Source organism: Tessaracoccus sp. MC1756 (genome assembly GCF_014164735.1).
Lineage (GTDB): Bacteria > Actinomycetota > Actinomycetes > Propionibacteriales > Propionibacteriaceae > Arachnia.
Genome location: NZ_JACJFZ010000003.1, coordinates 229,628 through 254,004, shown reverse-complemented (window position 1 = coordinate 254,004; position 24,377 = coordinate 229,628). Strand labels below are relative to the sequence as shown.

The following is a 24,377-nucleotide window of genomic DNA, read 5'->3' as shown; positions in this document are numbered from 1 at the left end:
CACTGTGGTGTGGTCAGCGGCTCAGCTGTCGAGCCAACGCTGCAGGAAGTCGTCGACCAGCGCGATGTAGCCGGGCCTGTCGGAGAAGTAGCCGCCGCAGTGGTACGCCCCGTCGAAGGTCACCAGTTCGACGGCGTCGCGCCCTGCCGCGTCCCTCAGGTCCAGCGCGTGCTGGTAGGGGATGACCTCGTCACGGGTGCCGTGCAGCAGCAGGATCGGCCGGGGCGCAAGCTCGGCGATGGCGTCGATGGGGCGCACGTCGTGGAGCCGGTAGCCGTGCACCACCCGGTTGGCGAGCGCCACGAGCGGAACGAACGGCGCCGCGGGGAGGCGGTGGCCACGGAAGGCCTGGGCCACCACGTCCGTCAGAGTCGCGAAGGGGGAGTCCAGCACCAGGGCCCCGACGCGGGTCTCCTTGGCTGCTGCCAGGATGGCCGTGGCAGCACCCCCGGAGAAGCCCACGACGGCGAGCCGGGCGTCGGGGCGGCGTGCCGCTGCATAGTCCACGGCCGCCAACAGGTCGCGCTGTTCGTGGAAGGCCAGCGAAAGCGCACCGTCGCCGGAGTCGCTCGACCCCCTGAAATCGAAGAGCAGCACGCTGTGGCCCCGGCGCACCAGGCCCGGCCCGATGCCGAGCAGGTCCGACTTGTTGCCCCGGTGCCCGTGGGCGATGACGACGACGCTGCGCGACCCCGGCACGTCGAACCACCAGCCGGCGATCCGCACCCCGTCGTCGGCGGTGAAGGTGACGTTGTCGGCTTGCAGCCCCACCTCGAACGGTGTGAAGCCGTAGGGCGGCCACTGGCGCCTCGGCCCGTTCAGGGACCGTGCACCGAAAACTCCGAGAGCGGTCCCAGCCAGGCCGATGCCCGCTGCCACCCAGCCCGCGTTCCGCAACCATTTCATGGGTCCATTCATACCCGCACAGCGCCCGCCCAGCACATCTCGCCCAGCGGCGTTGCCGGTGTCGGGGGTGACGTGAACCACCGTGGAACCCATGCCCCAACTCGAACACCGACCTCGATTTGTGTTCTGGGAAGGGCTTCCGTATAGTTGTCGAAGCGACGCGGGGTGGAGCAGCTCGGTAGCTCGCTGGGCTCATAACCCAGAGGTCACAGGTTCAAATCCTGTCCCCGCTACTACCGGAAGACTCCCGGCCAGATATCTGGCCGGGAGTTTTTCTCATGCCCGTGCTGCATCGCCCACGGGCGGCCCGCTCGACCAGTTGAATGTGATGCTCGGCCGCGTCGCTTGACCCCGGCGTCGTTGCAGAGCACCATTGCTGCAACTTGAACGATCCAGGGGGTGAGATGAACAAGCCGACGCTTGCGAGCCTGGCCGCCGAGTTGAACCTGTCACGGCAGACGGTTTCCAATGTCCTCAACTTCCCTGACAGGGTGCGCCCGGAGACGCGGGCGAGGGTCCAGGAGGCCATCGAACGCTCCGGGTACCGTCCGTCGGCCGCGGCCCGCGCGCTGCGCAACCAGCGGGCCATGTCGCTGGGCCTCAGGTTGAGCAACCCGCGCAACGGCATCAGCGGATCCATCATGGACGCCTTCACGCACTCACTCGTCGAACGGGCCGATCAGAGCGGCTACCGCGTCGTGCTGTTCCCGGCCCGCACCAACGACGAGGAGGTGGACAAGCTCGTCGAGCTGCGCCGCACGCTGGCCATCGACGCCTGCATCCTCACCGACACCTGGCTCGACGACCGTCGTCCGGAGCAACTGACGGACGCAGGCGTTCCTTTCGCGGCCTTCGGCAGACCGTGGGGCGCGCCCGATCACGGGCGCTGGGCGGACGTCGACGGCCGCGCCGGCGCAGCCGAGGCGGCTGCCCACCTGCGCAGCCAGGGGCACGAGCGCATCGGGTACCTGGGCTGGTCCGACGGCTCTCCGGTGGGCAAGGACCGGCGCGCCGGCTGGGCTGAGGCCCTGGGACTCACGCCGCAAGCGGAGAACGAACTGGCGGTCGAGGTGGAGGACACCGTCGACGACGGCGCAGCCGGCATGACGCAACTGCTGGCCATGGGGGCGACGGCGGTGGTCTGTGCCTCCGACACCCTCTCGCTGGGCGCGTTCACCGTGCTGCGCCGACGCGGTGAATCCGGCCGGTGGATCATCGGTTTCGACAACACCCCCGTGGCGCGGGAGCTCGGCATCTCCAGCATGGCCCAACCCGTGGAGGAGGTGGCGGCGACGGTGCTGGACATGGTCCTGGCGCAGATCGCAGACCCCGGGGTCGACTTGACGGGCGTCACCATCCCCCCGGTCCTGATCGCCCGTGATGGCTCAGGAGCGATTGGATGATCACGCACCAAAAACCTACTGGTTACACTGATGACGCTTTAGCCGGACCCTCGAAGGGAACCCCCCATGCGCCGTAGCAGCCTGTCGGTGGCCGTCATCCTGGCCCTCGTGGCATCGGTGGTGCTGAGTGCCTGCGCCCGCCCTGACCCTGCCCCGGAGACCGCCGAGTCGATGCTCAACATCGGCGTCACCACCCGGCCTGACGGCCTCGACCCGATCACCGTGGCCGGTGCGGGCACGCCGTTCGTGCTGCTGTACAACGTCTACGAGACGTTGGTGAAGGTGGACTCGGACGGCAACATCAAGCCGCTGCTGTCCAAGGAATGGCGAATCTCCGAAGACTCGCTGCAGTACACCTTCACGCTGGAGTCCGGCGCCCAGTTCGCCTCCGGTGCTCCGGTGGACGCCGACGCGGTCGTGGCCAACTTCGAGCGCAACCGCGGCGACACCGCCACGGCGCAGATCCGGGACAAGTGGGGACCTGTCGACACCATCGAGGCCATCGACGAGTCCACCGTCGAGATCACGCTGAAGCAGCCGTCGCATGCCTGGCTGTACGACCTGAGCGGCCCGATGGGGATCGTGGCCGATCCCGCCGGCTTCGACACCATCAACACCGTGCCCGTGGGCTCCGGCTCGTATGTCTTCGATACGTGGGAGGAGGGCTCCTACATCCAGCTCAAGCCCAACACGAACTACTGGGGCACCCCGGGCCGCTTCTCCGACGTGTACTTCCGCTACTACTCGGATCCCAACGCCATGAACGCGGCGATGCTCTCGGGACAGCTCGACATCATCTCGAACCTGACCGTGCCCCAGTCGATCGAGCAGTTCCGCGACGAGTCGCGCTACACCATCCATGAGGGCACCACCACGGGCGAAGTGGTGCTCGGCTTCAACCACGGATCCGAGCCCCTCAAGGACCTCAAGGTCCGTCAGGCCATCAACCACGCCATCGACCGCGAGGCTCTCGTCGACGCGGTCTGGGCGGGCATGGGGCCGCTGATCGGCTCGCACGTGCCGCCGACAGACCCCTGGTACGAGGATCTCTCGCGGGCCTACCCGTTCGACCCGGCCAAGGCGCGCGAACTGCTCAAGGAAGCGGGCCACGAGTCCGGCCTCACGCTGCGCCTGCGCGTTCCGGTGCTGCCCTACGCGCCGCCGTCGGCCCGTTTCATTGCCGAACAACTCAAGGCCGTGGGCATCGATGTCGTGGTGGAGGAACTCGAATGGGGCCGCTGGCTCGAGCAGGTCTACGGCAACCACGACTATGACATGACGATCGTGGCCCACGTGGAACCGCGCGACATGACGGCGTTCTCGTTCGAGGGCAACTACTGGGCCTACAACAACCCCGAGTACAACGAGCTGTTGAAGGAGGCCGACGCCTCACTCACCCCGGAGGAGCAGACCGAGAAGCTGAAGGAAGCCGCCCGTCTCCTGTCCGACGACGCGGCCGCCGACTGGCTGTTCCTGCTGCCCAGCATCATCATCACCACCCCCGACATCTCGGGCGTCCAGGTCAACCAGATCTCTCTGTCGTTCGACCTGACGATGCTCGCCAGGGGCTGATCGCGCGTGGCCCTGCGACGGGTGCTGGTGCGGGCGGCGTGGCTGTTCGCCAGCCTGCTGCTGGCCTCGTTCCTGATCTTCGTGGTGGCCAACGCCCTCCCAGGCGACATGGCCCAGATCATCCTCGGCTCCAACGCGGCGCCGGGTGAGGCGGAGGCGCTGCGGGAGCGGCTCGGCCTCAACCGCCCGTTCGGGCTGCGGTACCTCGAGTGGCTCTGGGGCGTGCTCCGGTTCGACTTCGGCGCCTCCTACATCAGTGGCCGCGCCGTCGCGCCCCTGATCGCCGCGCGCCTCGAGGTGACGCTTTCGCTGGCCATCCTGGGCATGCTCGTCGCGGTGCTGGTGGCGGTTCCGGTGGGGGCGTACGCGGCGGTCCGACGGCGCCACGCCGACGGAGCGGCCGTTTCCGCCCTGTCGCAGGTGGGGCTGGCCGTGCCCGCCTTCTGGGCCGGCATCTGGCTGGTGATCATCTTCGCGATCCAGCTGCGCTGGCTACCCGCCGGCGGTTACGTGTCGTACTGGGACTCCGTCGGCGAGTGGCTCACGCGGCTCGTCCTGCCTGTCGTCTCGCTTGCGCTGGTGCAGGGCAGCGTCATCTCGCGCTACGTGCGCTCGTCGGTGATCGAGGTCATGCAGGAGGACTACTTCCGCACAGCCCGCGCCGTCGGCTGGTCCAGGGCCGGGGCCCTGTTCCGGCACGGGCTGCGTAACATCGCCATCTCGCTGCTGACCGTCATCGGCCTCCAGTTGGCGACCCTGCTGGTGGGCGCCATCATCATCGAGCAGGTCTTTGCGCTGCCGGGCCTGGGTTCCGCGCTGCTGCTGGCTGTGTCACAGCGTGACCTCGCCGTCGTGCAGGCCATCGTGTTGCTGTTGGTGTGGAGCGTGCTGGTGATCAACTTCTTGGTGGACGTCGCCTATCAACTCATCGATCCCCGTCTCCGACGTGCAGCGGACGCGGCATGAAGCGCGCGACGCTCTACACAGGTCTCGTCCTCATCGGCGCGGTGGTGATGTTCGCCGTGGCCGGCGTCTTCTGGACCCCGTACAACCCCACAGCGATGGTGGGCGAGCGGCTGGCTGAGCCCGGCTGGCCCCACCTGCTGGGCACGGACGGATTCGGCGCCGACATCTTCTCCCGCATCATCAACGGCGCGAAGATCGTGCTGCTCGTGGGCATCGTGTCGGTGGCCGGGGCCGCCGTCGTCGGCGTGCCGGCCGGGATCTTCGCCGGTATGAAGCGCGGGTGGATGGGGGAGATCCCCGCCCGCCTGGCCGACATCCTCTACGGCTTCCCGGCGCTGCTGCTGGCCATCCTGTTCGCCGCCGCCCTGGGCGGGTCGACCTGGACGGCGATGCTCGCGATCTCCATCGCCACCGTCCCCGCCTTCCTGCGCATCGCACGGGCCGCGACGTTACAGGTGATGTCGCAGGGCTACGTCGAGGCGGCCCGCCTCAGCGGGACCCCCGGGACGGCCGTGGCGGTGCGCCACGTGCTGCCGAACATCGCCCCTGTGCTGGGAGTGCAGGCGTCGGTGAGCTTCGGCGTGGCGATCCTTGCCGAGGCCGGGCTCTCGTATCTGGGGCTCGGTTCACGGGCCTCCGAGCCGACGTGGGGCCGCATGCTGCGCGAGGCGCAGGACTACATCTTCAGCGAGCCCATCCAGGCGTTGTGGCCCGGCCTGGCGATCGCAGTCGCCACGCTGGGCTTCAACCTCCTGGGGGACGGTCTGCGAGACCTCCTCGACCCACGGCTGACGGAGATCCGGTGAGTTACCTCGAGGTCACGGACCTGACGGTCACGTTCGGGCGACACCAGCGCAGGGCCGTCGACGGTGTGTCGTTCACCGTCGACGCCGCCGAGAGCCTCGGCATCATCGGCCAGTCCGGGTCCGGCAAGTCCGTCACCGCGCTCGCCATCATGGGCCTGCTGCCGGACCATGCCCAGGTCACAGGTTCCATCCGCCTGGACGGCCGTGAGCTGGTGGGCCTGCCCGAACGCGAATACCGGGCGTTGCGCGGCGACGACCTCGCGATGATCTTCCAGGAACCCATGACCGCGCTGGACCCGACGATGCGGGTGGGCCGCCAGATCGGTGAGGTCGTGGCACTGCACCACGGCGACCGCCGTGGTCGGATCCGCCCCGAAGTCCTCGCCTGGCTCGGTCGGGTGGGCATCACGGAACCCGAACGCATCGCCGACTCGTTCCCGCACGAGCTCAGCGGCGGCCAGCGCCAGAGGGCCCTGATCGCCATGGCACTGGCCAACCGGCCCGGGCTGGTGCTCTGCGACGAGCCCACCACCGCCCTCGACGTGCTCGTCCAGCGCCAGATCCTCGCCCTGCTCGCCGAGCAACTCGAGGGACGCTCCGCGATCTTCGTCTCCCATGACCTCGCCGTCGTGCGGCAGATCGCCGCCCGCGTGATCGTGATGCTGGACGGACGCATCGTCGAGGAGGGGCCCATCAGCTCCGTGATCGCCGAGCCACAGCACCCCTACACCAAGGGCCTCATCGCCTCTGCGCGCATCGACGCGGTGCCCCCCGGCGAGCGGCTGCCCTCCGTGGCCGATTTCTACCGGGCGGAGGAGGCATGAGCATCGTCGAACTCCGTGGCGCGGCCGTGACCTACCGACGGGCCGGCCGGCCGTTCGTCGCCCTGCACCCGTCGGACGTCGTCGTCGCGCCGGGGGAGCGCGTCGGGATCGTGGGCGGGTCCGGCTCCGGAAAGACGACCATGGCCAGGCTGATGCTCGGCCTCGTGCCGCCGTCGGAGGGGGACGTGCTGTTCGACGGCCGCTCCATCGTCGGCCTCCCGGAACGGAAACGCGGCTGGCTGCGGGCCTCCGCCTCCATGGTGTTCCAGGACCCGAACTCCTCGCTCAACCCACGGATGAAGCTGCGCGACATCGTTGCTGAGCCCCTGAGGTCGCCGGTGCTGCGGGGGAGGGGCGATGTGCCTGAAGCCTCCGTCGAGGTGGTGGCCCGGGCCCTGGAAGGCGTCGGGTTGAGCGCCGACACGTTGGACCGGTTCCCGCACCAGCTCTCCGGCGGCCAGCGCCAGCGGGTGGCGATCGCCCGTGCGCTGATCTCTGATCCCGCGTTCCTCGTGGCGGATGAGCCGGTGTCGGCGCTGGACGTCTCTGTGCGGGCCCAGGTGCTCAACCTGCTCACCGACGAAGTGCGGGAACGCTCGCTGGCGTTGGTGCTGGTCTCGCACGACCTGGCGATCGTGCGCCACATGTGCGACAGGGTCCTGGTGGTGGAGCGCGGCCACATCGTCGAGGAGGGCGCTGTCGCCGACGTGTTGGACAACCCGCAGCAGCCGTACACCCGGGCGCTGGTCGACGCCACCCTGACGTTGTAGGGGCCCTGCCGCTCAGGACGGTGCGATTCGCTCATGGCTGATTGGACGGGCGCGACCTCCACGGGTGCGGGCGCGTAAAGTATCCCATCGTGAAGGCACTCCTCCTTGAGAACATCCATGAAGACGCCGTGAAGTCCCTCGAAGCCAAGGGCTTTGAGGTGGAGCTTCGCCCCGGCGCCCTCGCAGAGCGCGACCTTGTCGCGGCGCTCGACGGCGTCGACTACCTCGGCATCCGGTCTCGCACCCACGTCACCCGACAGGTGCTTGAAGCGGCGCCCCAGCTGAAGTCGATCGGCGCCTTCTGCATCGGCACCAACCAGATCGACCTCGAGGCAGCCACGGAGCTCGGTGTCGCCGTGTTCAACGCGCCTTACTCCAACACCCGCTCCGTCGTCGAACTCGCCATCAGCGAGATCATCGCGATGGCGCGGAGGCTGACGGACCGCAACCGCGACATGCACAACGGTGTCTGGGACAAGTCCGCCATCGGTTCGCACGAGGTGCGTGGCCGCACCCTGGGAATCGTGGGCTACGGCAACATCGGCTCGCAGCTGTCGATCGTCGCCGAGGCGCTGGGCATGCGGGTCCTGTTCTACGACGTCGCCGACAGGCTAGCGCTGGGTAACGCCCGACGCGTCGAGAGCCTCGACGCCCTGCTGGCCCAGGCCGAGACCATCTCGGTGCACGTGGACGGCCGGTCGGAGAACAAGCACCTGTTCGGCGCGCAGGAGTTCGCCAAGATGCGCCCCCGCTCGCTGTTCCTGAACCTGTGCCGCGGCCATGTCGTCGACCTCGACGCGCTCCACGACTCGCTGGTCTCCGGCCACCTGGCCGGCGCGGCCGTCGACGTCTACCCGGCGGAGCCCAAGAGCAAGGACGAGCCCTTCGTGTCGAAGCTGCAGGGCCTGAGCAACGTGATCCTGACCCCGCACGTCGGCGGCTCCACGCAGGAGGCGCAGGAGGACATCGGCCGCTACGTAGCCGGCAAGATCAACGACTACCAGAACGCCGGCTCCACGTCGATGAGCGTCAACCTGCCGGAGGTGGCGGCCGGCCCGGTGCACGAGCGTCGCATCGTGCACCTGCACCACAACGTGCCCGGCGTGATGGCCCGCCTGAACTCCCTGCTGGCCAAGCACGACATCAACATCCTGTCGCAGACGTTGTCGACGAAGGGTGCGCTGGGCTACGCCATCACCGACATCGCCACGGCGGATGTCAACGGCCTGCTCACAGAACTCGAGGCGCTCGACGAGACGCTGCGCGTCCGGGTGCTCTGATCAGCTGAGGTAGCCGAGGACGGCGTCGTGGAGGAGCCCGTTGGTGGCGAGTGCACCGGGGCCCTTCACACCGTCCTCGCCGCTCAGGTTCGTGAAGCGGCCGCCGGCCTCGCGCACGATGATGTCGAGGGCCGCCATGTCGTACAGCGCCAGATCCGGCTCTGCAGCCACGTCGACGCACCCCTCGGCCACCAGCATGTAGCTCCAGAAGTCGCCGTAGGCGCGGGTGCGCCACGACTCGCGCATGAGGTCGATGAATCCCTGGCCCTTGCCTGAATCGACCCACTCCGCGATGTCGGAGTAGGACAGCGAGGAGTCCGCGATGTTCTCCACCTTGCTCACCCGCAGCTCGGTGGCGTTGAGGATGGAGCGCCCGGTGTAGGCGCCGCCACCCGACGTCGCCCACCAGCGCCTCCCCAGGGCGGGCGCCGACACGACGGATGCGACGATGTGACCCTCGACCTCGAGCGCGATGAGCGTGGCCCAGACCGGGACGCCGCGCAGGTAGTTCTTGGTGCCGTCGATGGGGTCGATGATCCACCGCCGCGGGGAGTCGCCGCTGTCGGCGAACTCTTCGCCGTGCACCGCGTCGCGGGGGCGGGTGCGTGCCAGGGTGCGGCGGATGGACTCCTCGACGGCGGTGTCGGCCTCGGTGACCGGGGTCGCGTCCGGCTTGGAGCGGACCTGGAGGTCCAGCGCCTTGAACCTGCTCATAGAGAGCGAATCGGCGTCGTCGGCCATGAGATGTGCGAGGCGCACGTCGTCGGTGAGGTCCTTTGTCTGTGCCATGGCACCACCGTAGCGGCAACGGCTAGATGAACGCCGCTTCCATCCGGCGGAAGGACGCGAGTCGCTCCTGAGAGAGCCGCCCATCGGCCACGGCATCGTCGAATGCGCAGTCCACGGCCCCTGTCTCATGCTTGCAGCCCCTCGCGCAGTCCTCGGCGAACTCCCTGAGATCCGGGAAGGCGCCCACCAGCGACTCCGGGGAGACGTGCATGATGCCGAACGAGCGCACTCCGGGGGTGTCGATGATCCACCCCCCGCCGGGGACCTCCATCGCCACCGCGGAGGTTGACGTGTGGCGACCCTTGCCCGTGAGTTCGCTCACCTCTGCCGTGGCGCGGTTCGCATCAGGAATGAGCCGGTTCACCAGTGTCGACTTTCCCACGCCCGAGTGGCCCACGAACACCGTCACCCTGTCCTGGATGGCTTCCCGGATCGGCGTCAGGTCCGCGTCCGGCTCCGTGACGACGATGGGCACGCCGAGCGGTTCGTAGGCGCGCTTCAGTTCGTCCGGCGAGGCGAGGTCTGACTTCGTCAGGCAGAGCACCGGCCTGATCTTGGCGTCGAAGGCCGCCACCAGGATGCGGTCGATCATGCCCGTCCGCGGAGGCGGATCAGCCAGCGCGGTCACGATGAACAGTTGGTCGGCGTTGGCGACGATGGGCCGCTCGAAGGAATCCGCGTCGTCGGCGCTGCGGCGCAACACCGTGGAGCGCTCGATCACCTCGACGATGCGGCTGAGGCTGCCCTCGTCGCCGGTGACATCGCCGTCGAGGCGGACGTCGTCGCCGACGATGATGCCGCCCTTGCGGTTGATGAGGCGGCCGCGCACCGCGGTGACCGGACGGCCCTCCAGGAGGCAGCGGTAGCGCCCGCGGTCCACGGAGATCACCCGCGCGATGGGGAGCGCCGAGTAGTCCGGGTGTTCCTTGGTGCGGGGACGGGTGCGGCGACGAGGCCTGTCGAAGTCCTCGACGTCGCGGTCGTGTTTGTCCCAGCGGCTGCTCAACCGACCAGCCTCGCCCAGTCCTGGGGGAAGGCCGGCATCGTCTTGGAGACGCACTGCAGGTCCGTCACGGTGATGCCCGGCTGCTTCAGCGCGACCAGGGCGGCGAAGTGGACCATCCGGTGGTCGGCGTAAGTCTCGATCTCGGCCCGGTTGAGGCCGGTGCCGCCCTCGATAGTGAGGCCGTCGTCGGTTTCCTGCGCCCGGATGCCGATCTTCCGGAGCTCCGCGACCAGCGCAGCGAGGCGGTCCGTCTCGTGACCCCGGATGTGCGCCACGCCCCGCACGCGGGTGGTGCCCTGTGCCAGAGCACCCAGCGCGGCGATGGACGGTGTCAGCTCCGACGCGGTGGTGAGGTCCACGTCGATGCCATGCAGCTGCGAGGGGCCGGTCACGGTGACCTTGTCCCCGCGATGCTCGACGGTGGCGCCCATGCGCTCGGCGACCTCCAGGAACAGCGCCCCCGGTTGCAGCGACTGCTGCGGCCAGCCGGGCACGGTGACCTGCCCGCCGGTGGCCGCGGCCGCCGCGAGGAACACCGAGGCGTTGGTGAGATCTGGCTCGATAGTGGTGTCGCGGGCCTGGATGCTGCCCGGTGCCACTACCCAGGTACGCTCGTCAGGCTCGCTGACGGTGACCCCCCGGTCGCGCAGCATCTGCGCGGTCATGGCGATGTGCGGACGCGACGGAAGCGTGTTCCCGGTGTGGCGGATGGTCAGCCCCTGCGGCAGCAGCGCGCCGATCAACATCAGACCGGAGACGAACTGGCTGGAACCGGAGGAGTCGATGACCGCCTCTGACCCCAGCGACGCGGGCGGGACCATCCGGAACGGGACGGCATCCGCCGAGATGATGGCGCCGAGCTGGCGCAGACCGTCCAGCAGGGGCCCCATGGGGCGCTCCGAGGCGTGCGGGTCTCCCACGAAGGAGCTGGGCCCGTCCGCCAACAACGCGACGGGGGGCACGAAGCGCATGACGGTGCCTGCGAGGCCGCAGTCGATGTCGGCTGCACCGCGGAAACGGACCGGTGGGGTGACGCGCAGCGCGTCGCCCCGGGCCTCGAGAGAGACGCCCAGCGCACGCAGCGCGGAGATCATCAGTTGCGAGTCACGCGAGTCGAGCACGCCGCGAAGCGTGCTGGGCCCGTCCGCGAGGGCAGCAAGAACCAGGGCGCGGTTGGTTTCCGACTTGGAACCGGGAACGATCAGTTCCCCGATGACGGGGGAAGAGGCGGAGGGAAGCGACTGGCTGGTCAAGGAGTGACAGCCTCGAGCTTCTTACCGATCCTCTTCGCCTGCTTCCGGGCCTTCCGGCTCACGTCATTGCTCAGGGCGGAGACCTTCTTCTCCGTGACCTTGGCGGCGTGCGCGGAACGCCAACCGAGGCTGGGCCTGCCCTGCAGGTCCTGCGTGGCGAGCACCGCGGCTCCGAGGAGAGCCGCATTGCGCAGCATCTCCGGCCGCGCATGTTCCTTGGCCTCCTTGGTGGCCTGCTTGCCGGGCATGGAGATGGCGAGGTTCAGGACGCTGGCCTTGGCGAGCATGGCTGCGCCGAGGCGACGGCCGATACCGGTGGCGAACATGGCGCCGCCCACGATCTGGACCACGCCGGAGATGCGCACCCACGTCTCGGCCTTCTCGGGCACGTAGGACGCAAGGTCAGCAGGCACGATGCGCTGCACGAGCGGCGTGAAGGTGTGGGTGAACGCTTCGGCATCTGGCGCGGTGTCGGCAGGCTTGGTGACCGCCTTGACACCTTCTGAGATGAAGTAGCTGGCGAACAGGCTTCGGGCTACGAATCGCAAGAGACTCATGGAGCAACCCTACTAGCCTTGCTGTCATGTGTGGACGGTATGCGGCGACGGCTAATCCCAGTGAGCTGGTGGAGGAGTTCGAGATCTCCTTCATCGACGAGGAGATGGCCGAGGTGGCCACGCCCCGTTTCAACATCGCGCCCACCGACGTGGTGCCCGCCGTCGTCGACAGGGCGGAGGACGGCGGGGTCACCAGGAAGCTGGTGCCGCTCAAGTGGGGCCTGGTGCCGAGTTGGTCGAAGTCGCCCGACGGCGGCGCGAGGCTGATCAACGCCAGGGTGGAGACGGTCGCCGAGAAGCCGTCGTTCCGGAAGGCCGCCGCCGCTCGCCGCTGCCTCCTCCCGGCCCTGGGCTACTACGAATGGCGCTCCGAGGACGTGGCGGGGGAGAAGAAGCCCGTCAAGCAGCCGTACTTCCTCAGCCCGCCGTCGGGGCTCATGGTGATGGCCGGGCTCTACGAGTTCTGGAAGGGACCGGACGGCTGGTTATCCACAACGACCATCATCACCACCGAGGCGACGGACGAGCTGGGGTGGGTGCACGACCGGATGCCCATGGTGGTGCCGCGCGACAGCTGGGACGACTGGCTCGACCCCGCATTCACGGATGCGCAGGCCGCCGTGGCGATGTTGACCGCACCGCTGGACATGGGACACCGGAAGGTGTCGCGGGCGGTGAACAAGGTGGGGACCGAAGGCCCCGCACTGATCGAGCCGGTCAGCTGAACATGACGATGTTGTTGAACACCCACTGGTTGCTCTGCATGAACGCGTAGCCGCCGGTCGCCCTGGGCGCGGCCGCGTACACCGTCGTCAGCGTGTAGGAACGGCAGGCGCCGCGGCCCGTGCGGGCGGTGTCGCACTCGGTGCGCCACTGGCGGCCGCCTGAAGCGAAACCGTCCATGTCGTGGTGGGCCAGCGGGTTGGCGCCCCAGGCCGCGCGCGTCATGAGCGGCAGGTACGTCAGGTTGTTGAACGCCCAGCCGTCCCTCCTGACGAACTCCCCGTCCTCGATGACCACCACGGTGGCCCAGATGTCGGTGCGGCAACGCTCGGTCGCGGAGTACGGCTCACACGAGGTGAACCACCGGCGGCCGTTGAACAGGTGTGTGCCCGCCTGGGTGTAGGGGGCGGTGCGCACGAACGGTTCCTTCACCGGCGGCGTCGCGGGGGGCTTCGAGGTCGGCGACGGGGAGCTCTGCGCGACGGAGGGAGCTGGGCTCGGCTCGGCCGGAGGCGTCGGCGTCCGGGCAGGGGTCGGGGGCACGGTCGGCGTGATCGGGGTCACCGTCGGCGTGGGTGCCACGGTCGGCGTGATCGTAGGGCTCGGCGTGACCGTCGGCGTCGGGTTCACGGTCGGTGTCGGGGTGGGTGCCACCTGCTCACCCCACGTGAAGGCCGGGGACGTCCAGTGCTGGACGCGCCCGTCGCCGTCGGGCGCCTCCGCGGAGACCCTCAGCACGTAGTCGCCAGGTGGGGCAGGGGCAGGACCCGAGGGGGAGGCCAGCGTGCCGTCCCAGAAGTAGAGGGAGACCTGTGCGGAGCGGCCCATGCGGTCCCAGCGGAACAGGTCCTCGAGGCTGGCCTCGAGAGGGCGGCCCCGTGCGTCGGCCCGGTGGACGGACACGACCAGGCTGCGGGTGGGGTAGGCGAGATGCACGGCGATGGCCGGGAGATCGGCGGGGTGATAGGTGACGTCACCGGCGGCCGGTTGCCAGGCCGGCTCCTCGTCGAAGCAGATGGAGCCCCACCGCGACTCGCACGCGGCGTGGGCCAGGGTGGTGAGGCCGCGGTTCATGGACGCGAGCAGGTCCACGTTCCCATAGTCGCCGGCCATGCCCGCGAAGGGCACGCGCCGTGCGTCGCCGACATCAGGGGTGAGCACCACGAACCCGCCGTAAACCGTTCCCTCCACGGCGTCGGCCGGAGCGTCGACGGTGACCGAGAGTTGCGCGGTTCCCCGGGGCGGGACCGTGACCGAGCCCCGGCCGAACGTGACGCGCGCCCGCTGGGTGCCGTACAGCAACGTGTTCTGGGTGTTGCCGGCCTGGGGGTCCGGGCGGGTGGTGGTGGCATGCGCGAGGCTGGGGGTCCACGTCACCGCGCCCGTCGTCGGGTTCGAGATGGTGAGCGTGGCGGTGTGCGGGCCGTCCGCGCCTTCGCCTGCCGAGATCTTCGACGGCGTGACCAGCGCCCCCGCGGCCGCCGCCTCGTCGACGCGGAGCAGGCCGGCGCCCTGGCGCTGGACGGTGTCCAACGCGGTCGACACCGAGGGAGAGGGGAACTGCGCCGGCAGGGCGGTGTTCTGCAGCCGGGTCAGCGCCTGGGTCGCCGTGAGACCGGGGTGGGCCTCCATCAGGAGCGCGACGGCGCCGGCGACGTGCGGGGAGGCCATCGAGGTGCCCGACATCGCTCCGTACGGGCTGCCGTCCCCCAGCGGCACGGTGGAGTAGATGCCCAGCCCGGGGGCGCCGATGTCGGGCTTCAGCTCAAGGTCGGCGGCCAACCCCCAGGAGGAGAACCAGGCGGCGCGGGGAGTGATGCTGTTCTCGAAGGCGGCGACGGCGATGACATCGCGTCCGGTGGCCGGCGCGCCCAACGACTGGCCGAGGTTCGCACCGTCGTTGCCCATGGCCGCCACCACGATGACGCCCGAGGCGGCCAACCGGTCCGCCGCAGCGGCCGTCGGGTACTGCGCCCACGCCTGGAACGACGCGCCCAGGCTGAGGTTGACCACGTCCATGCCGTCCGCCTGCGCCCGTTCCATCGCGTCCAGGATGACGGCGGTGTCGGTCCCACCGGTGCAGCCGAACACCCGGTACGCACCCAGCGTGGCCTTGGGGGCCACGCCCTTCACACCGCCGTCGGCCGCGACGATGCCGGCCACGTGGGTGCCGTGGCCGGCGCAGTCGTCGGGGCGGGCATCCGGCATGGCTGCCCCGGAGCCGTAGTCGTCGCCGACGAAGTCGTAGCCGTGGGCCACCTTGGCCGAGGGGAAGGCGGTGCCGCCGGGCACACCGTTACCGCCGAAATCGGGGTGGTCGAGGTCAACGCCCGTGTCGATGATCCCCACCTTGACGCCCGCCCCCGTGAGCCCGAGGGTGGACTGCGCGGCAGCAGCGCCGGTCACCTCGAGCGGAGAGTCGGCGCTGGGCGTGGCGGACCGCGCCTCCGGGGCGGAGACCGGGAAGACGGGGTAGACGGCCCGCACGTCGGGGAGGTCCGCCAACCGCGCGATATCCGCGGCGTCCGCCTGCACCGAGAAGCCGTTGAACAGGCTCTGATAGGTCCGGCCGATCACCGCGTCCGGCACGGCGCGTCGCACCGTGTCGCGGAAGCTGCTCTGCTGGCGCGCGACGGTGGAACGGCTACCGCCGGAGGTCGTCGGTTGCGCTGCGAGTTCCACGAACCACTCGGCGTTGTGCCCGGGCGTGCCCGCCGGTTCGGGGCCCGATTCGCCGAGAGCAGGAACGGATGCGGTGGCAAGCAGGGCGGCGAGCGCCACGGCTGCGGCCGCAGTGAAAAGTCGAAGGGGCCTGCGCACGGTGGTCGTCTCCTCGGTTGGGACGCAATGACGGTGACATTGAACAATGACCCTCCCTGATCGCCAAACTCCACGCGGTAGTCCTGCGCATCCGGTTTGGCCGATCCGGGTCCGGCGGGGAACACTGGGCGGGTGCTGCAGGTAAAGGACGTCGAAGTGCGCGCGGGAGCGCGTTTATTACTGTCCCCGGTGAGCTTCCAGGTGATCAACGGTGACCGGATCGGCCTCGTCGGCCGGAACGGTGCCGGGAAGACCACCCTCACCAGGATCCTGGCCGGAGAGGGTCAGCCGGCCGGCGGCGCCGTCACCCGCGCCGGGCAACTCGGCTACCTACCGCAGGACCCCCGCTCAGGCGACCCAGAGCAGTTGGCCCGCGACCGGGTGCTGGGCGCCCGCGGTCTCGACGTGGTGGTGCGCCGAATGCGCAAGGCCGAGGAGAGCATGGCCACCGCGGAGGGTCGGGTGCGCGAGGACGCCATGGAGGCCTACAGCCGCGCCGAGGCCGCGTTCGTCGCCGCCGGCGGCTACGCCGCTGAATCCGAGGCGGCCCGCATCGCGGCCAACCTCGGGTTGCCCGATCGGATCCTGGCGCAGCCGCTCAAGACCCTGTCCGGCGGGCAGCGCCGCCGCATCGAGCTGGCTCGCATCCTCTTCTCAGACGCCGACACCCTGCTGCTCGACGAGCCCACGAACCACCTGGACGCGGATTCCGTCGTCTGGCTGCGCAGCTACCTCCAGGGTTTCCCCGGCGGCCTCATCGTCATCTCCCACGACACCGAACTGCTCGACGCTGTGGTGAACAAGGTCTTCCACCTCGACGCCAACCGGGCAGAACTCGACATCTACTCGATGAACTGGAAGCGCTACCTCATGCAGCGCGAGACCGACGAGCGTCGCCGCAAGCGCGAACTCGCCAACGCCGAACGCAAAGCCGGTCAGCTGATGATGCAGGCCGACAAGATGCGGGCCAAGGCCACCAAGGCGGTCGCCGCGCAGAACATGGCGAAGCGCGCGGAGAAGCTCCTGGCCTCCGTCGAGGGGGAGCGGCAGGTGGACGCGGTGGCCAAGATCCGGTTCCCGGAGCCCGCCCCGTGTGGCAAGACGCCGCTGCGCGGCTTCAACCTCAGCAAGTCCTACGGATCGCTCGAGGTGTTCACCGCCGTCGATCTTGCCATTGACAAGGGCTCGAAGGTCGTGATCCTGGGCCTCAACGGCGCAGGCAAGACCACCATGCTGCGGCTCCTCAGCGGCATGGAGGAGCCGACGGCGGGCCGCGTCGAACTGGGCCACGGCGCCAGGGTGGGCTACTACGCGCAGGAGCACGAGACGCTCGACGTCAACCGCAGCGTGCTGGACAACATGGTCTCGGCCTCGCCCAACCTCGGCGACACCGAGGTGCGCAAGGTGCTCGGCTCCTTCCTCTTCACCGGCGACGACGTGGCCAAGCCCGCCAAGGTGCTCTCCGGTGGTGAGAAGACCCGCCTGGCGCTCGCCATGCTGGTGGTCTCCGCGGCCAACGTGCTGCTGCTCGATGAGCCGACCAACAACCTCGACCCCGCGTCGAGGGCCGAGGTCCTCAACGCGATCAGGACCTATGCCGGGGCGGTCGTCCTGGTCACGCACGACCCGGGGGCGGTGCATGCGTTGGAGCCGGACCGCGTGCTGATCATGCCCGACGGCGTGGAGGACCTGTGGACCGATGACTATGCCGAATTGATCGATCTGGCGTAGAACGTTCACGCTTTCTGTTCATTCGCTCGTAATCCGGGCACTGTTCCTGGCTCATCTGATGCGCGGGTCTAGGGTGAAGTCGTGGCGAGAATCAAGTTTGGTACCGGCGGATGGCGTGCGATCATCGGCGACGAATTCATCCGTAGCAACGTTCGACTGCTGTGTGGGGCACTCGCACAGCGCATCAGGGAAGAAGGTTTGGCGGACACCGGCATCGTGATCGGTTATGACCGCCGGTTCCTCTCCGATGTCGCAGCCCACTGGGCCGCAGAAGTGTTCGCGGGTGAGGGCATCCGCACGCAGGTGATCAAGGTGGCGCAGGCGCCCACCCCGATGATCATGTGGACCGTCAAGGACCAGGGCCTGCCCTACGGGATGGCCATCACCGCCTCCCACAACCCCGCGCTCTACAACGGCATCAAGGTGTTCACCGCCGGCGGCAAGGACGCCGACGAGGAGGTCACCCAGGACGTCGAGCGTCGGATGGGCCTGCTCGAGGGTGAGGACGAGGACGGCATCGGCCACCTCGCCTATGAGAAGGCACTCGACGCCGGGAAGATCACCGAGATCAACCCCTTCAACGGCTACATCGACTCCATCGTTGAGCAGGTCGACATGCTGGCGATCAAGAACGCGAACCTCAAGATCGCGCTCGATCCGATGTTCGGGGTGTCCAAGACGTCACTGCAGACCATCCTGATGACGGCCCGCGCCGACGTCGAGGTCATCCACGACAGGCACGACACCCTCTTCGGTGGCCGCATGCCGTCGCCCACCAGCGCGACGCTGGAGTCCCTCAAGCGCTACGTCCTCGACAACAAGTGCGACCTGGGCATCGCGACGGACGGCGACGCCGACCGCATCGGCGTGATTGACGACAAGGGCAACTTCCTCCACCCCAACCAGTTGCTCGTGATCCTCTACTACTACCTGCTCAAGTACAAGGGCTGGAAGGGCGCCGTCGTGCGCAACGTGGCCACCACGTCGCTGCTCGACGACGTGGCCAAGCAGTTCGGTGAGCAGTCCTACGAGGTGCCGGTCGGCTTCAAGTGGATCTCCGGCAAGATGCTCGAGACCGACGCCATCATCGGCGGCGAATCCTCCGGCGGCCTGACCGTGCGCGGCCACATCTCCGGCAAGGACGGCATCTACGCCGCGGCCCTGCTCGTCGAGATGATCGCCGTGGTGGGCAAGCCCATGAGCCAGATCTACGAAGAGATCACCGGTCAGTTCGACCCCCACTACATGGCGGAAACCGACTTCAAGTTCCCGCAGGAGCGCAAGCCCGAGATCCTCAACACCCTCATGGTGGAGAAGAAGCTCCCCGAATTCACCGAGAAGGTCGTCGACGTGTCCTACCGTGACGGCGCGAAGGTGTACTTCGAGGACGGGTGGATCATCGCTCGCTTCTCCGGCACCGAGCCGCTGCTGCGCATCTTCTGCGAACTCCCCTCGCAGGAGCGTGCCGAAGCCGCCTGCGAAGAGATGCGTGCCTTCCTGGGCCTATGAGGTCAGTAGATCCGGCTGACGGTCGCCTCCCACGGCTCCATCACGGGGCCGCGGGGGCCGCCCAGCACCGGCACGATCGTGCCCCGCACGTGCGGCCGCTTGATCTTGCGCCCCGTGGTGTTGCACTCGATCAGGAACCGCTGAGGGCCCAGCGTGCGCTGGTAGGCGAAGTAGTACTTCTTCTGCCGGTGGACCCACCGCAGGTCACCGAGCGTGAGGGCGCGGAACTTCCGGCGCAGCGCGATCAGCGCGCGGTGCCACGCGAACACCGAATCCGGGTCCTCCATCTGCTCCTTCGCGGAGAATCCCGGTGTGGTGTCCGTGCCTGCCAACCACGCGGGGGCCTCGCTGAACCCGCCGTCGGGATCCCAGCGCATGGGAACCCTGGCGTGGTCGCGCGTGCCCGCGAGGATCTGCTTCCACGCCTCGACCTTGCTCATGCCCGCGGTCAGCAGATCCGCGTGCCGGTTGATCGACTCGACGTCGCGGAGTTGCTCGACGTCCTCGAAGGCGTGGTTGGTGGCACCCAGTTCCTGTCCTTGGAAGAGGAACGGCGTGCCGCGCATCGTGAGCTGGATGGTGGCCAGCATTTTGCCGATCGCCGTGCGCACGGCCGGGTCGGCTTCGCGGCCACCCCCGAACTTGGACAGCATCCGCGGGTTGTCGTGGTTGTCGAGGAAGACTGCGATCCAGTCGTTGGGGGACAGGTGCCGGTCGTAGGCGCGGTAGAAGCGCTTGAGGTACCAGAGCTTGTAGTCGTAGGTGTGCCACCTGGTCTGGCCGGGGTTGTCGAGCACGTCGAAGTTGAAGATGAGGTCAAGTTCGCCGCGCCCGTAACCGCTCAGCAGCCGCCCGAGTTCCATGCCGATGCCGGGGGTCTCGCCCACCATGATGCCGATCATGTCCGGGGGCAGTGGGTCGCCGAGCTCGCCGTCGGGCAGTTTCCGACGGGGGGTTGAGACCGGCGCCTCGCGGCGGGTGAACCCCTCCCGGCGCAGCCCCCGCAGGAACTCGTGGAGGCGCGGGCCGTAGAAGTAGTGCTCCACGCCGATGAACTCGAGCAACTCGCCGATGAACGGATGCCCGTCCGGCAGCCCCGGCTTCTTGGAGATGTAGTTGATGACGTCCAGCCGGAAGCCGTCGATGCCGCGCTTCATCCACCACGTGACGATGTCAGCGACCTCGGCGCGCACCTCGTCGTTGTCCCAGTTGAGGTCCACCTGCCCCTCGGCGAAGAGCCGCAACGCCCAGCGTTCGGCCTCGGGGAACCAACGCCAGGCCGGGCCGGAGAAGAAGGAGCGCCAGTTGTTCGGCGGTTGGTCCGGGGAACCCCTCTCGAGGAAGTAGTAGCCGCCGTACTTGCCGTCGGGGTCCTTCAGCGCCTTCTGGAACCACTCATGATGCGCGGAGGTGTGGTTGACCACGAGGTCGAGGATGATCCGCAGCCCGCGGTCGTGGCATTCGGCGATCAGCTCGTCGAGGTCGTCGAGGGTGCCCATCTCCTCCATGACGGCCCGGTAGTCCCGCACGTCGTAGCCCATGTCCTCGTTCGGGGAGTCGAACACGGGGGACAGCCACAGGCAGTCGACGCCCAGCTGCTGGAGGTAGTCGAGTTTGCCGATGATGCCGCGGATGTCGCCGACCCCGTCGCCGTTGGAGTCGGCGAAGGAGCGCGGGTAGACCTGGTAGAAGACCGCTTCGCGCCACCACGGCGTCGGGTCCGGGGCACGGCCCCTGCGGGGGCGCTCCGTCTCGCTGTTGACCAGGCCGAGGATCATGTCCACCATGCCCGGACCGCTGATGCGCTCCGTCAGTTTCTCCACGACGCCGATGGGCAGGCCGGCGAAGAGGTAGATCAGGCGTCGGGGGAGGCCGGTCTGGAGGAAGAGCTTGTCCACGATGTCGCGCCCCATGGGGTGGCGGTAGAGGTCGTGGATGGTGCTGCGCTTAGTCAGCAGCTTGTAGGACATGGCGCTCCTTCACTTCTCGCACCACACGGGCGTAGAACTCTTCGTCCAGTGTGTACCTGGCCCGGAGGATGAGGTAGCTGACGGCCATCAGGATCATGGGGAGCACGAGCATCGACAGCCGGACAGTGGTGGCGCCGCTGACGGTCACGTCTGCGGCGCTGGTCGCCTCGTCGATGCCGGAGATGATCACGGTGGCCCCCACCACGCCGCTGGCGATGGCGTTGCTGAGCTTGTAGATGAACGGCTGCAGCGAGAACGTGATCGATTCGTTGCGGCGACCGAGCTTCCACTCGCCGTACTCAACGGAATCAGCGATGAACATCACCATGAGCAGTTGGATCGCGCCCTGACCGCTGAACAGCAGTACGCCGGCCGCCGCCACCAGCAGCAGCGAGGTGCCGGAGAAGAGGAACACGACGTAGCCGGCTAGGCACAGCACGGTGGCGAGCAGGTGTATCTGGCGGCGCTTCAGCACCCTGGAGACCAGCGGGAAGAGGGCGAGGGCAGCGATCTGCGTGACGCCGAGCACAGCCGCGAAAATGGGGTAGGCGCCCTCGTCGTCGAAGATGTACTTGAAGTAGTAGAGGCCGAACGACGTCGTGGTGATGTAGCCGGCCATGTAGGCCACCATCGCCAACGTGACCCACATCAACTGGTCGTTGCGGAAGATGACGGTGAAGAGCTCGCGGAGGGGGGTGGCTTCAGGCCTGGTGGTGACCCGCTCGCGGGTGAGGAGGAGGTTGAGCGACTGGAAGGCCAACATGATCACGACCAGTGCCAGAGCCAGCACGAACCAGGCGGTGCGCTCCGAGCCGAACACGTCGGTCAACCAGCGCGTGATGGGGACCAGGCCGACGGCGATGGAGAACAGTCCGACGTTGGCGCAGATCCTGGCCACCACCCCGATGCGTTCGCGCTCCTTCTGATCACGAGTGAGCGAGGGCAGCATGGACCAGTAGGCGATGTCGTTGATGGTGAACGCGATCTCCCACACCAGGTAGAGGACGGTGAACAGGATCACGTAGTTCCAGCCGTCGACGCCGGTGTCGAAGAAGATCATCAGAGTGGCGATGCCCCAGAGCAGCCCGCCCCAGAAGATCCACGGCTTGAACTTGCCCCACCTGGTGTGGGTGTTGTCCACGATCACGCCCATGAAGGGGTCGTTGACGGCGTCGAAGATGCGCATCAGCACGAGGATGACCGTCACGACGGCGAGCTGCGCGCCGCTGACGTCGAGCACGTCGGTGAGGTAGAACAGGAGGTACATCGACACCAGGGCGGCGACCATGTCGCGCCCCAGAGTGCCCAGGCCGAAGCCCCAACGGTTACGCGTCATTGTGGTCAACCCGGAAGCTGCCCTGGTCGGGGTCCAACGTCATGCTGCACACCCTAGTGATGCAGACGGGCCACAGAGCCCGGAAAGGGCCATGCTGCAACCCATTGGAACCCCCAAGTATCTCGAACGTAGTAGCTCGAGAGCCTACCCCCACCGTTACGGGGGCCAGGATGGTCCGCCCATGGCCTCTGGCCGGTGTGCCTCAGGGCCGGGTCAGGCAGAGGATCGTCACGGCGATACGGCACGTACCCGGGGCGACCTCCGAAGGGGAACCGTGAAAGGCGTTGGGGCCCATGGCGATGAGGTCGTGCGTCTGCTCGGCGGTGAGGTCTGCCGTGCGCTCCACCGTCGCCGTGCCGGCGTCCCAGCCAGGGAAGGCGGCGGTGACGGCTTCGGCCTTGTCCCCCCGCACGTCCAGTAGCCCGTGGCGTGCCCTGACCTCGCGGAGGTGGGTGGGGAGGGGCACCACCACGACCAGCCGGCCCCCGGGCTCGAGGACCCGCCCGAACTCCGCGGGGTTGCGGGGGGCGAAAACGCACAGCAGGGCATCGACGGCGCCGTCGGCCACCGGTAGCCCCGCCCAGGTGTCCGCGACGACGGCCCCGGCGCGGGGATGGACGCGCGCGGCCCGCTTCGCGGCCGCGACGGAGACGTCGGTGGCGAGGCCCTGCGCGTCGGGCAGCGCGTCGAGGGTGTGGGCCAGGTAGTACCCGGTTCCCGCGCCCACCTCCAGGACCCGGGTGGCGCCCGCTGCCGCGTCGGCCACGGCGTCGGCGATGGGGCTGAAGAGGCCGCTGCCCAGGAAGCGGGCCCGGGCATCGAGCATGGCGGGCGTATCGGCGTTCTTCGGCGCGGCGTGGCCCAAGAGGTTGACGTAGCCCTGACGGGCGATGTCGTAGGTGTGGTTGCCCGGGCAGCGCAGGGCGCCGTCGTGCCGGTGGAGTGGCTGGTCGCAATGGGGGCAACTCAGCCAGTCGAGCGGGTGCGTCATCTGTGCTGCTCGTCGGCGCGTGGCAGGTCGACAGGGCTGACGACGCTGGCGGGTGCAGCCTGGGCCTTCTTCCGGGCCTTGCGACGATCGCGGATGTCGCCCCGGATGAGCACGACCAGGCCGATGACGCCGATCACCGTGAACGCGAACCACTGCAGCGCATAGGAGAAGTGGCTGCCCTCGTCCAGCGGTGGGGGGCCGAGGGGGGTGAGGCCGGACGAGTCCGCGGGGCTCGACTCGATCACGGACACGAAGCCGTTGACCAGCTCAAGACCCATGACGTCGCCGAGGACGTCGGAGTTGATCAGGCGGAGTTGGCCGTCGTGCGGGGTCATGGCGCCCACGTCGCCGCGCTGGTTGCGTTGCACGAAGCCCGTGATCGTGACGGTCCCGGTGGGCAGCGTGGGTTTCTCGGCCTCGGGTGCGGCGCCCTGGCGGGGCAGGAAGCCGCGGTTGACCAGCAGGTGGTCACCCCGGTCCGTCTCCAGCACGGCCAGGAACTCGGAACCGTAGACGCCGTCGAGCGAACGGTAACGGACCTGGAACTGCTGGGGCACGTACTCGCCCGTGGCCGTGACGCGGTACCACTGGTCGTCGTCGCCGATCTCGCCGCTCATCACCTCCTGGTAGGGCCGCACCTCCTGCGACTCATGGGCCACGACGGTGGCGTTGCGCTCGCGACGTTGGTCGAGGCGGTCGAGCTGCCAGCGGCCGAGTTGGACGAAGGTGAAGGCCAGCAGCACTCCGATCAACGTGATCGCGACGTAGCGGATGACCTGTGTGCGGGTCACGAATCGTCCTCCTCGAGGGTGCCCTTGACCACGTCACCGGTGGTGAGGGACTTGGCGTCCGCCGACGGCTCTGCGGGGGCCGGTGGGGGCGGCCGGTGGTCCACCTGGTTGGCCAGCAGCACCGCAGCGAGCGCGAGCACGGCCGCGAGTACCAGCGTGACGACCTTCCACCAGCCAGGGACGATCAGGAAGGCCACGAACAGCGCCGTGCGCACGCCCATGGTGATCAGGTAGCGCTTCTGCCGCTCCGCCAGATCGAGGCTGCGACTTCGCCCGGCGCTGGTGATCAGCGCTGCGTCGTCCGTCTTGGCCATACTTCGAGCATAGTCTTCGCGTCACTGCGCAGCCGAGTGGCCGCACGCCGGGACACGGCG

The 24,377-nt window shown here is 68.5% G+C and carries 21 protein-coding genes and 1 tRNA gene; 11 read left to right on the top strand and 11 right to left on the bottom strand.

Features of this window, described 5'->3' with window-relative positions:
- Nucleotides 1–21: 21 nt before the first annotated feature.
- A complete protein-coding gene (locus tag H5393_RS10310; RefSeq protein ID WP_182766575.1) occupies nt 22–906 on the bottom strand; it encodes an alpha/beta hydrolase in 885 nt (294 codons plus the stop codon).
- 159 nt (nt 907–1,065) lie between these two features.
- On the opposite strand from H5393_RS10310, the gene H5393_RS10305 reads away from it, so the two are divergent.
- From H5393_RS10305 to serA, 8 genes are all read left to right on the top strand, one after another.
- Nucleotides 1,066–1,139 (top strand) — tRNA-Met (locus tag H5393_RS10305).
- Nucleotides 1,140–1,310: 171 nt separating this feature from the next.
- Entirely contained in the window at nt 1,311–2,309 is a 999-nt protein-coding gene (locus tag H5393_RS10300) for a LacI family DNA-binding transcriptional regulator (protein ID WP_182766574.1), read from the top strand.
- A 66-nt stretch (nt 2,310–2,375) separates the two neighbouring features.
- Complete coding sequence (locus H5393_RS10295) at nt 2,376–3,881, top strand: ABC transporter substrate-binding protein (RefSeq protein WP_182766573.1); 1,506 nt, start codon at nt 2,376–2,378, stop codon at nt 3,879–3,881.
- Between the two features lie 6 nt (nt 3,882–3,887).
- On the top strand, nt 3,888–4,847 hold the full coding sequence (locus tag H5393_RS10290; protein WP_370585969.1) for an ABC transporter permease: 960 nt from the start codon (nt 3,888–3,890) through the stop codon (nt 4,845–4,847).
- On the top strand, nt 4,844–5,653 hold the full coding sequence (locus tag H5393_RS10285; protein ID WP_182764855.1) for an ABC transporter permease: 810 nt from the start codon (nt 4,844–4,846) through the stop codon (nt 5,651–5,653). The genes H5393_RS10290 and H5393_RS10285 overlap by 4 nt, the downstream gene beginning before the upstream one ends.
- Nucleotides 5,650–6,477 (top strand): ABC transporter ATP-binding protein, encoded by an 828-nt coding sequence (locus tag H5393_RS10280; protein WP_182766572.1) that lies wholly within the window; start codon nt 5,650–5,652, stop codon nt 6,475–6,477. Before H5393_RS10285 ends, H5393_RS10280 begins: the two co-directional genes overlap by 4 nt.
- Nucleotides 6,474–7,247: an ABC transporter ATP-binding protein gene (locus H5393_RS10275; RefSeq protein WP_182766571.1), complete on the top strand. Its 774-nt coding sequence runs from the start codon at nt 6,474–6,476 to the stop codon at nt 7,245–7,247. The genes H5393_RS10280 and H5393_RS10275 overlap by 4 nt, the downstream gene beginning before the upstream one ends.
- 89 nt (nt 7,248–7,336) lie before the next feature.
- A complete protein-coding gene (serA, locus tag H5393_RS10270) occupies nt 7,337–8,527 on the top strand; it encodes a phosphoglycerate dehydrogenase (protein ID WP_182766570.1) in 1,191 nt (396 codons plus the stop codon).
- Here serA and H5393_RS10265 read toward each other — a convergent pair whose 3' ends face one another.
- From H5393_RS10265 to H5393_RS10250, 4 genes are read right to left on the bottom strand one after another with little or no spacing between them, the layout of a single operon-like run.
- On the bottom strand, nt 8,528–9,316 hold the full coding sequence (locus H5393_RS10265; protein ID WP_182766569.1) for an inositol monophosphatase family protein: 789 nt from the start codon (nt 9,314–9,316) through the stop codon (nt 8,528–8,530). It abuts the gene before it with no gap.
- A 22-nt stretch (nt 9,317–9,338) separates the two neighbouring features.
- A complete protein-coding gene (gene rsgA, locus H5393_RS10260; protein WP_182766568.1) occupies nt 9,339–10,322 on the bottom strand; it encodes a ribosome small subunit-dependent GTPase A in 984 nt (327 codons plus the stop codon).
- On the bottom strand, nt 10,319–11,575 hold the full coding sequence (aroA, locus tag H5393_RS10255) for a 3-phosphoshikimate 1-carboxyvinyltransferase (RefSeq protein WP_182766567.1): 1,257 nt from the start codon (nt 11,573–11,575) through the stop codon (nt 10,319–10,321). The genes rsgA and aroA overlap by 4 nt, the downstream gene beginning before the upstream one ends.
- On the bottom strand, nt 11,572–12,132 hold the full coding sequence (locus H5393_RS10250) for a DoxX family protein (RefSeq protein WP_182766566.1): 561 nt from the start codon (nt 12,130–12,132) through the stop codon (nt 11,572–11,574). The genes aroA and H5393_RS10250 overlap by 4 nt, the downstream gene beginning before the upstream one ends.
- A 26-nt stretch (nt 12,133–12,158) precedes the next feature.
- On the opposite strand from H5393_RS10250, the gene H5393_RS10245 reads away from it, so the two are divergent.
- Nucleotides 12,159–12,857 (top strand): SOS response-associated peptidase, encoded by a 699-nt coding sequence (locus H5393_RS10245; RefSeq protein ID WP_182766565.1) that lies wholly within the window; start codon nt 12,159–12,161, stop codon nt 12,855–12,857.
- Here the strand turns inward: H5393_RS10245 and H5393_RS10240 are convergent.
- Nucleotides 12,850–15,675 (bottom strand): S8 family serine peptidase, encoded by a 2,826-nt coding sequence (locus H5393_RS10240; RefSeq protein WP_182766564.1) that lies wholly within the window; start codon nt 15,673–15,675, stop codon nt 12,850–12,852. The two genes, H5393_RS10245 and H5393_RS10240, sit on opposite strands and share 8 nt — an antisense overlap.
- Nucleotides 15,676–15,807: 132 nt before the next feature.
- Between H5393_RS10240 and H5393_RS10235 the strand changes: the two genes are divergently transcribed.
- Nucleotides 15,808–17,406, top strand: a complete 1,599-nt coding sequence (locus tag H5393_RS10235; RefSeq protein ID WP_182766563.1) for an ABC-F family ATP-binding cassette domain-containing protein — start codon at nt 15,808–15,810, stop codon at nt 17,404–17,406.
- Nucleotides 17,407–17,487: 81 nt separating this feature from the next.
- Complete coding sequence (locus tag H5393_RS10230) at nt 17,488–18,915, top strand: phosphoglucomutase/phosphomannomutase family protein (protein ID WP_182766562.1); 1,428 nt, start codon at nt 17,488–17,490, stop codon at nt 18,913–18,915.
- Nucleotides 18,916–18,917: 2 nt separating this feature from the next.
- Here the strand turns inward: H5393_RS10230 and H5393_RS10225 are convergent, their stop codons facing one another.
- From H5393_RS10225 to H5393_RS10205, 5 genes are all read right to left on the bottom strand, one after another.
- A complete protein-coding gene (locus H5393_RS10225) occupies nt 18,918–20,885 on the bottom strand; it encodes an alpha-glucosidase (RefSeq protein WP_182766561.1) in 1,968 nt (655 codons plus the stop codon).
- Nucleotides 20,863–22,221 (bottom strand): glycoside-pentoside-hexuronide (GPH):cation symporter, encoded by a 1,359-nt coding sequence (locus H5393_RS10220; RefSeq protein ID WP_182766560.1) that lies wholly within the window; start codon nt 22,219–22,221, stop codon nt 20,863–20,865. Before H5393_RS10220 ends, H5393_RS10225 begins: the two co-directional genes overlap by 23 nt.
- Before the next feature lie 202 nt (nt 22,222–22,423).
- Complete coding sequence (locus tag H5393_RS10215) at nt 22,424–23,212, bottom strand: putative RNA methyltransferase (RefSeq protein ID WP_182766559.1); 789 nt, start codon at nt 23,210–23,212, stop codon at nt 22,424–22,426.
- Nucleotides 23,209–24,003, bottom strand: coding sequence for an SURF1 family protein (locus H5393_RS10210; protein ID WP_182766558.1), 795 nt, complete (start codon nt 24,001–24,003; stop codon nt 23,209–23,211). Before H5393_RS10210 ends, H5393_RS10215 begins: the two co-directional genes overlap by 4 nt.
- Nucleotides 24,000–24,317 (bottom strand): DUF3099 domain-containing protein, encoded by a 318-nt coding sequence (locus H5393_RS10205; protein ID WP_076059333.1) that lies wholly within the window; start codon nt 24,315–24,317, stop codon nt 24,000–24,002. The genes H5393_RS10210 and H5393_RS10205 overlap by 4 nt, the downstream gene beginning before the upstream one ends.
- Nucleotides 24,318–24,377: the final 60 nt, after the last annotated feature.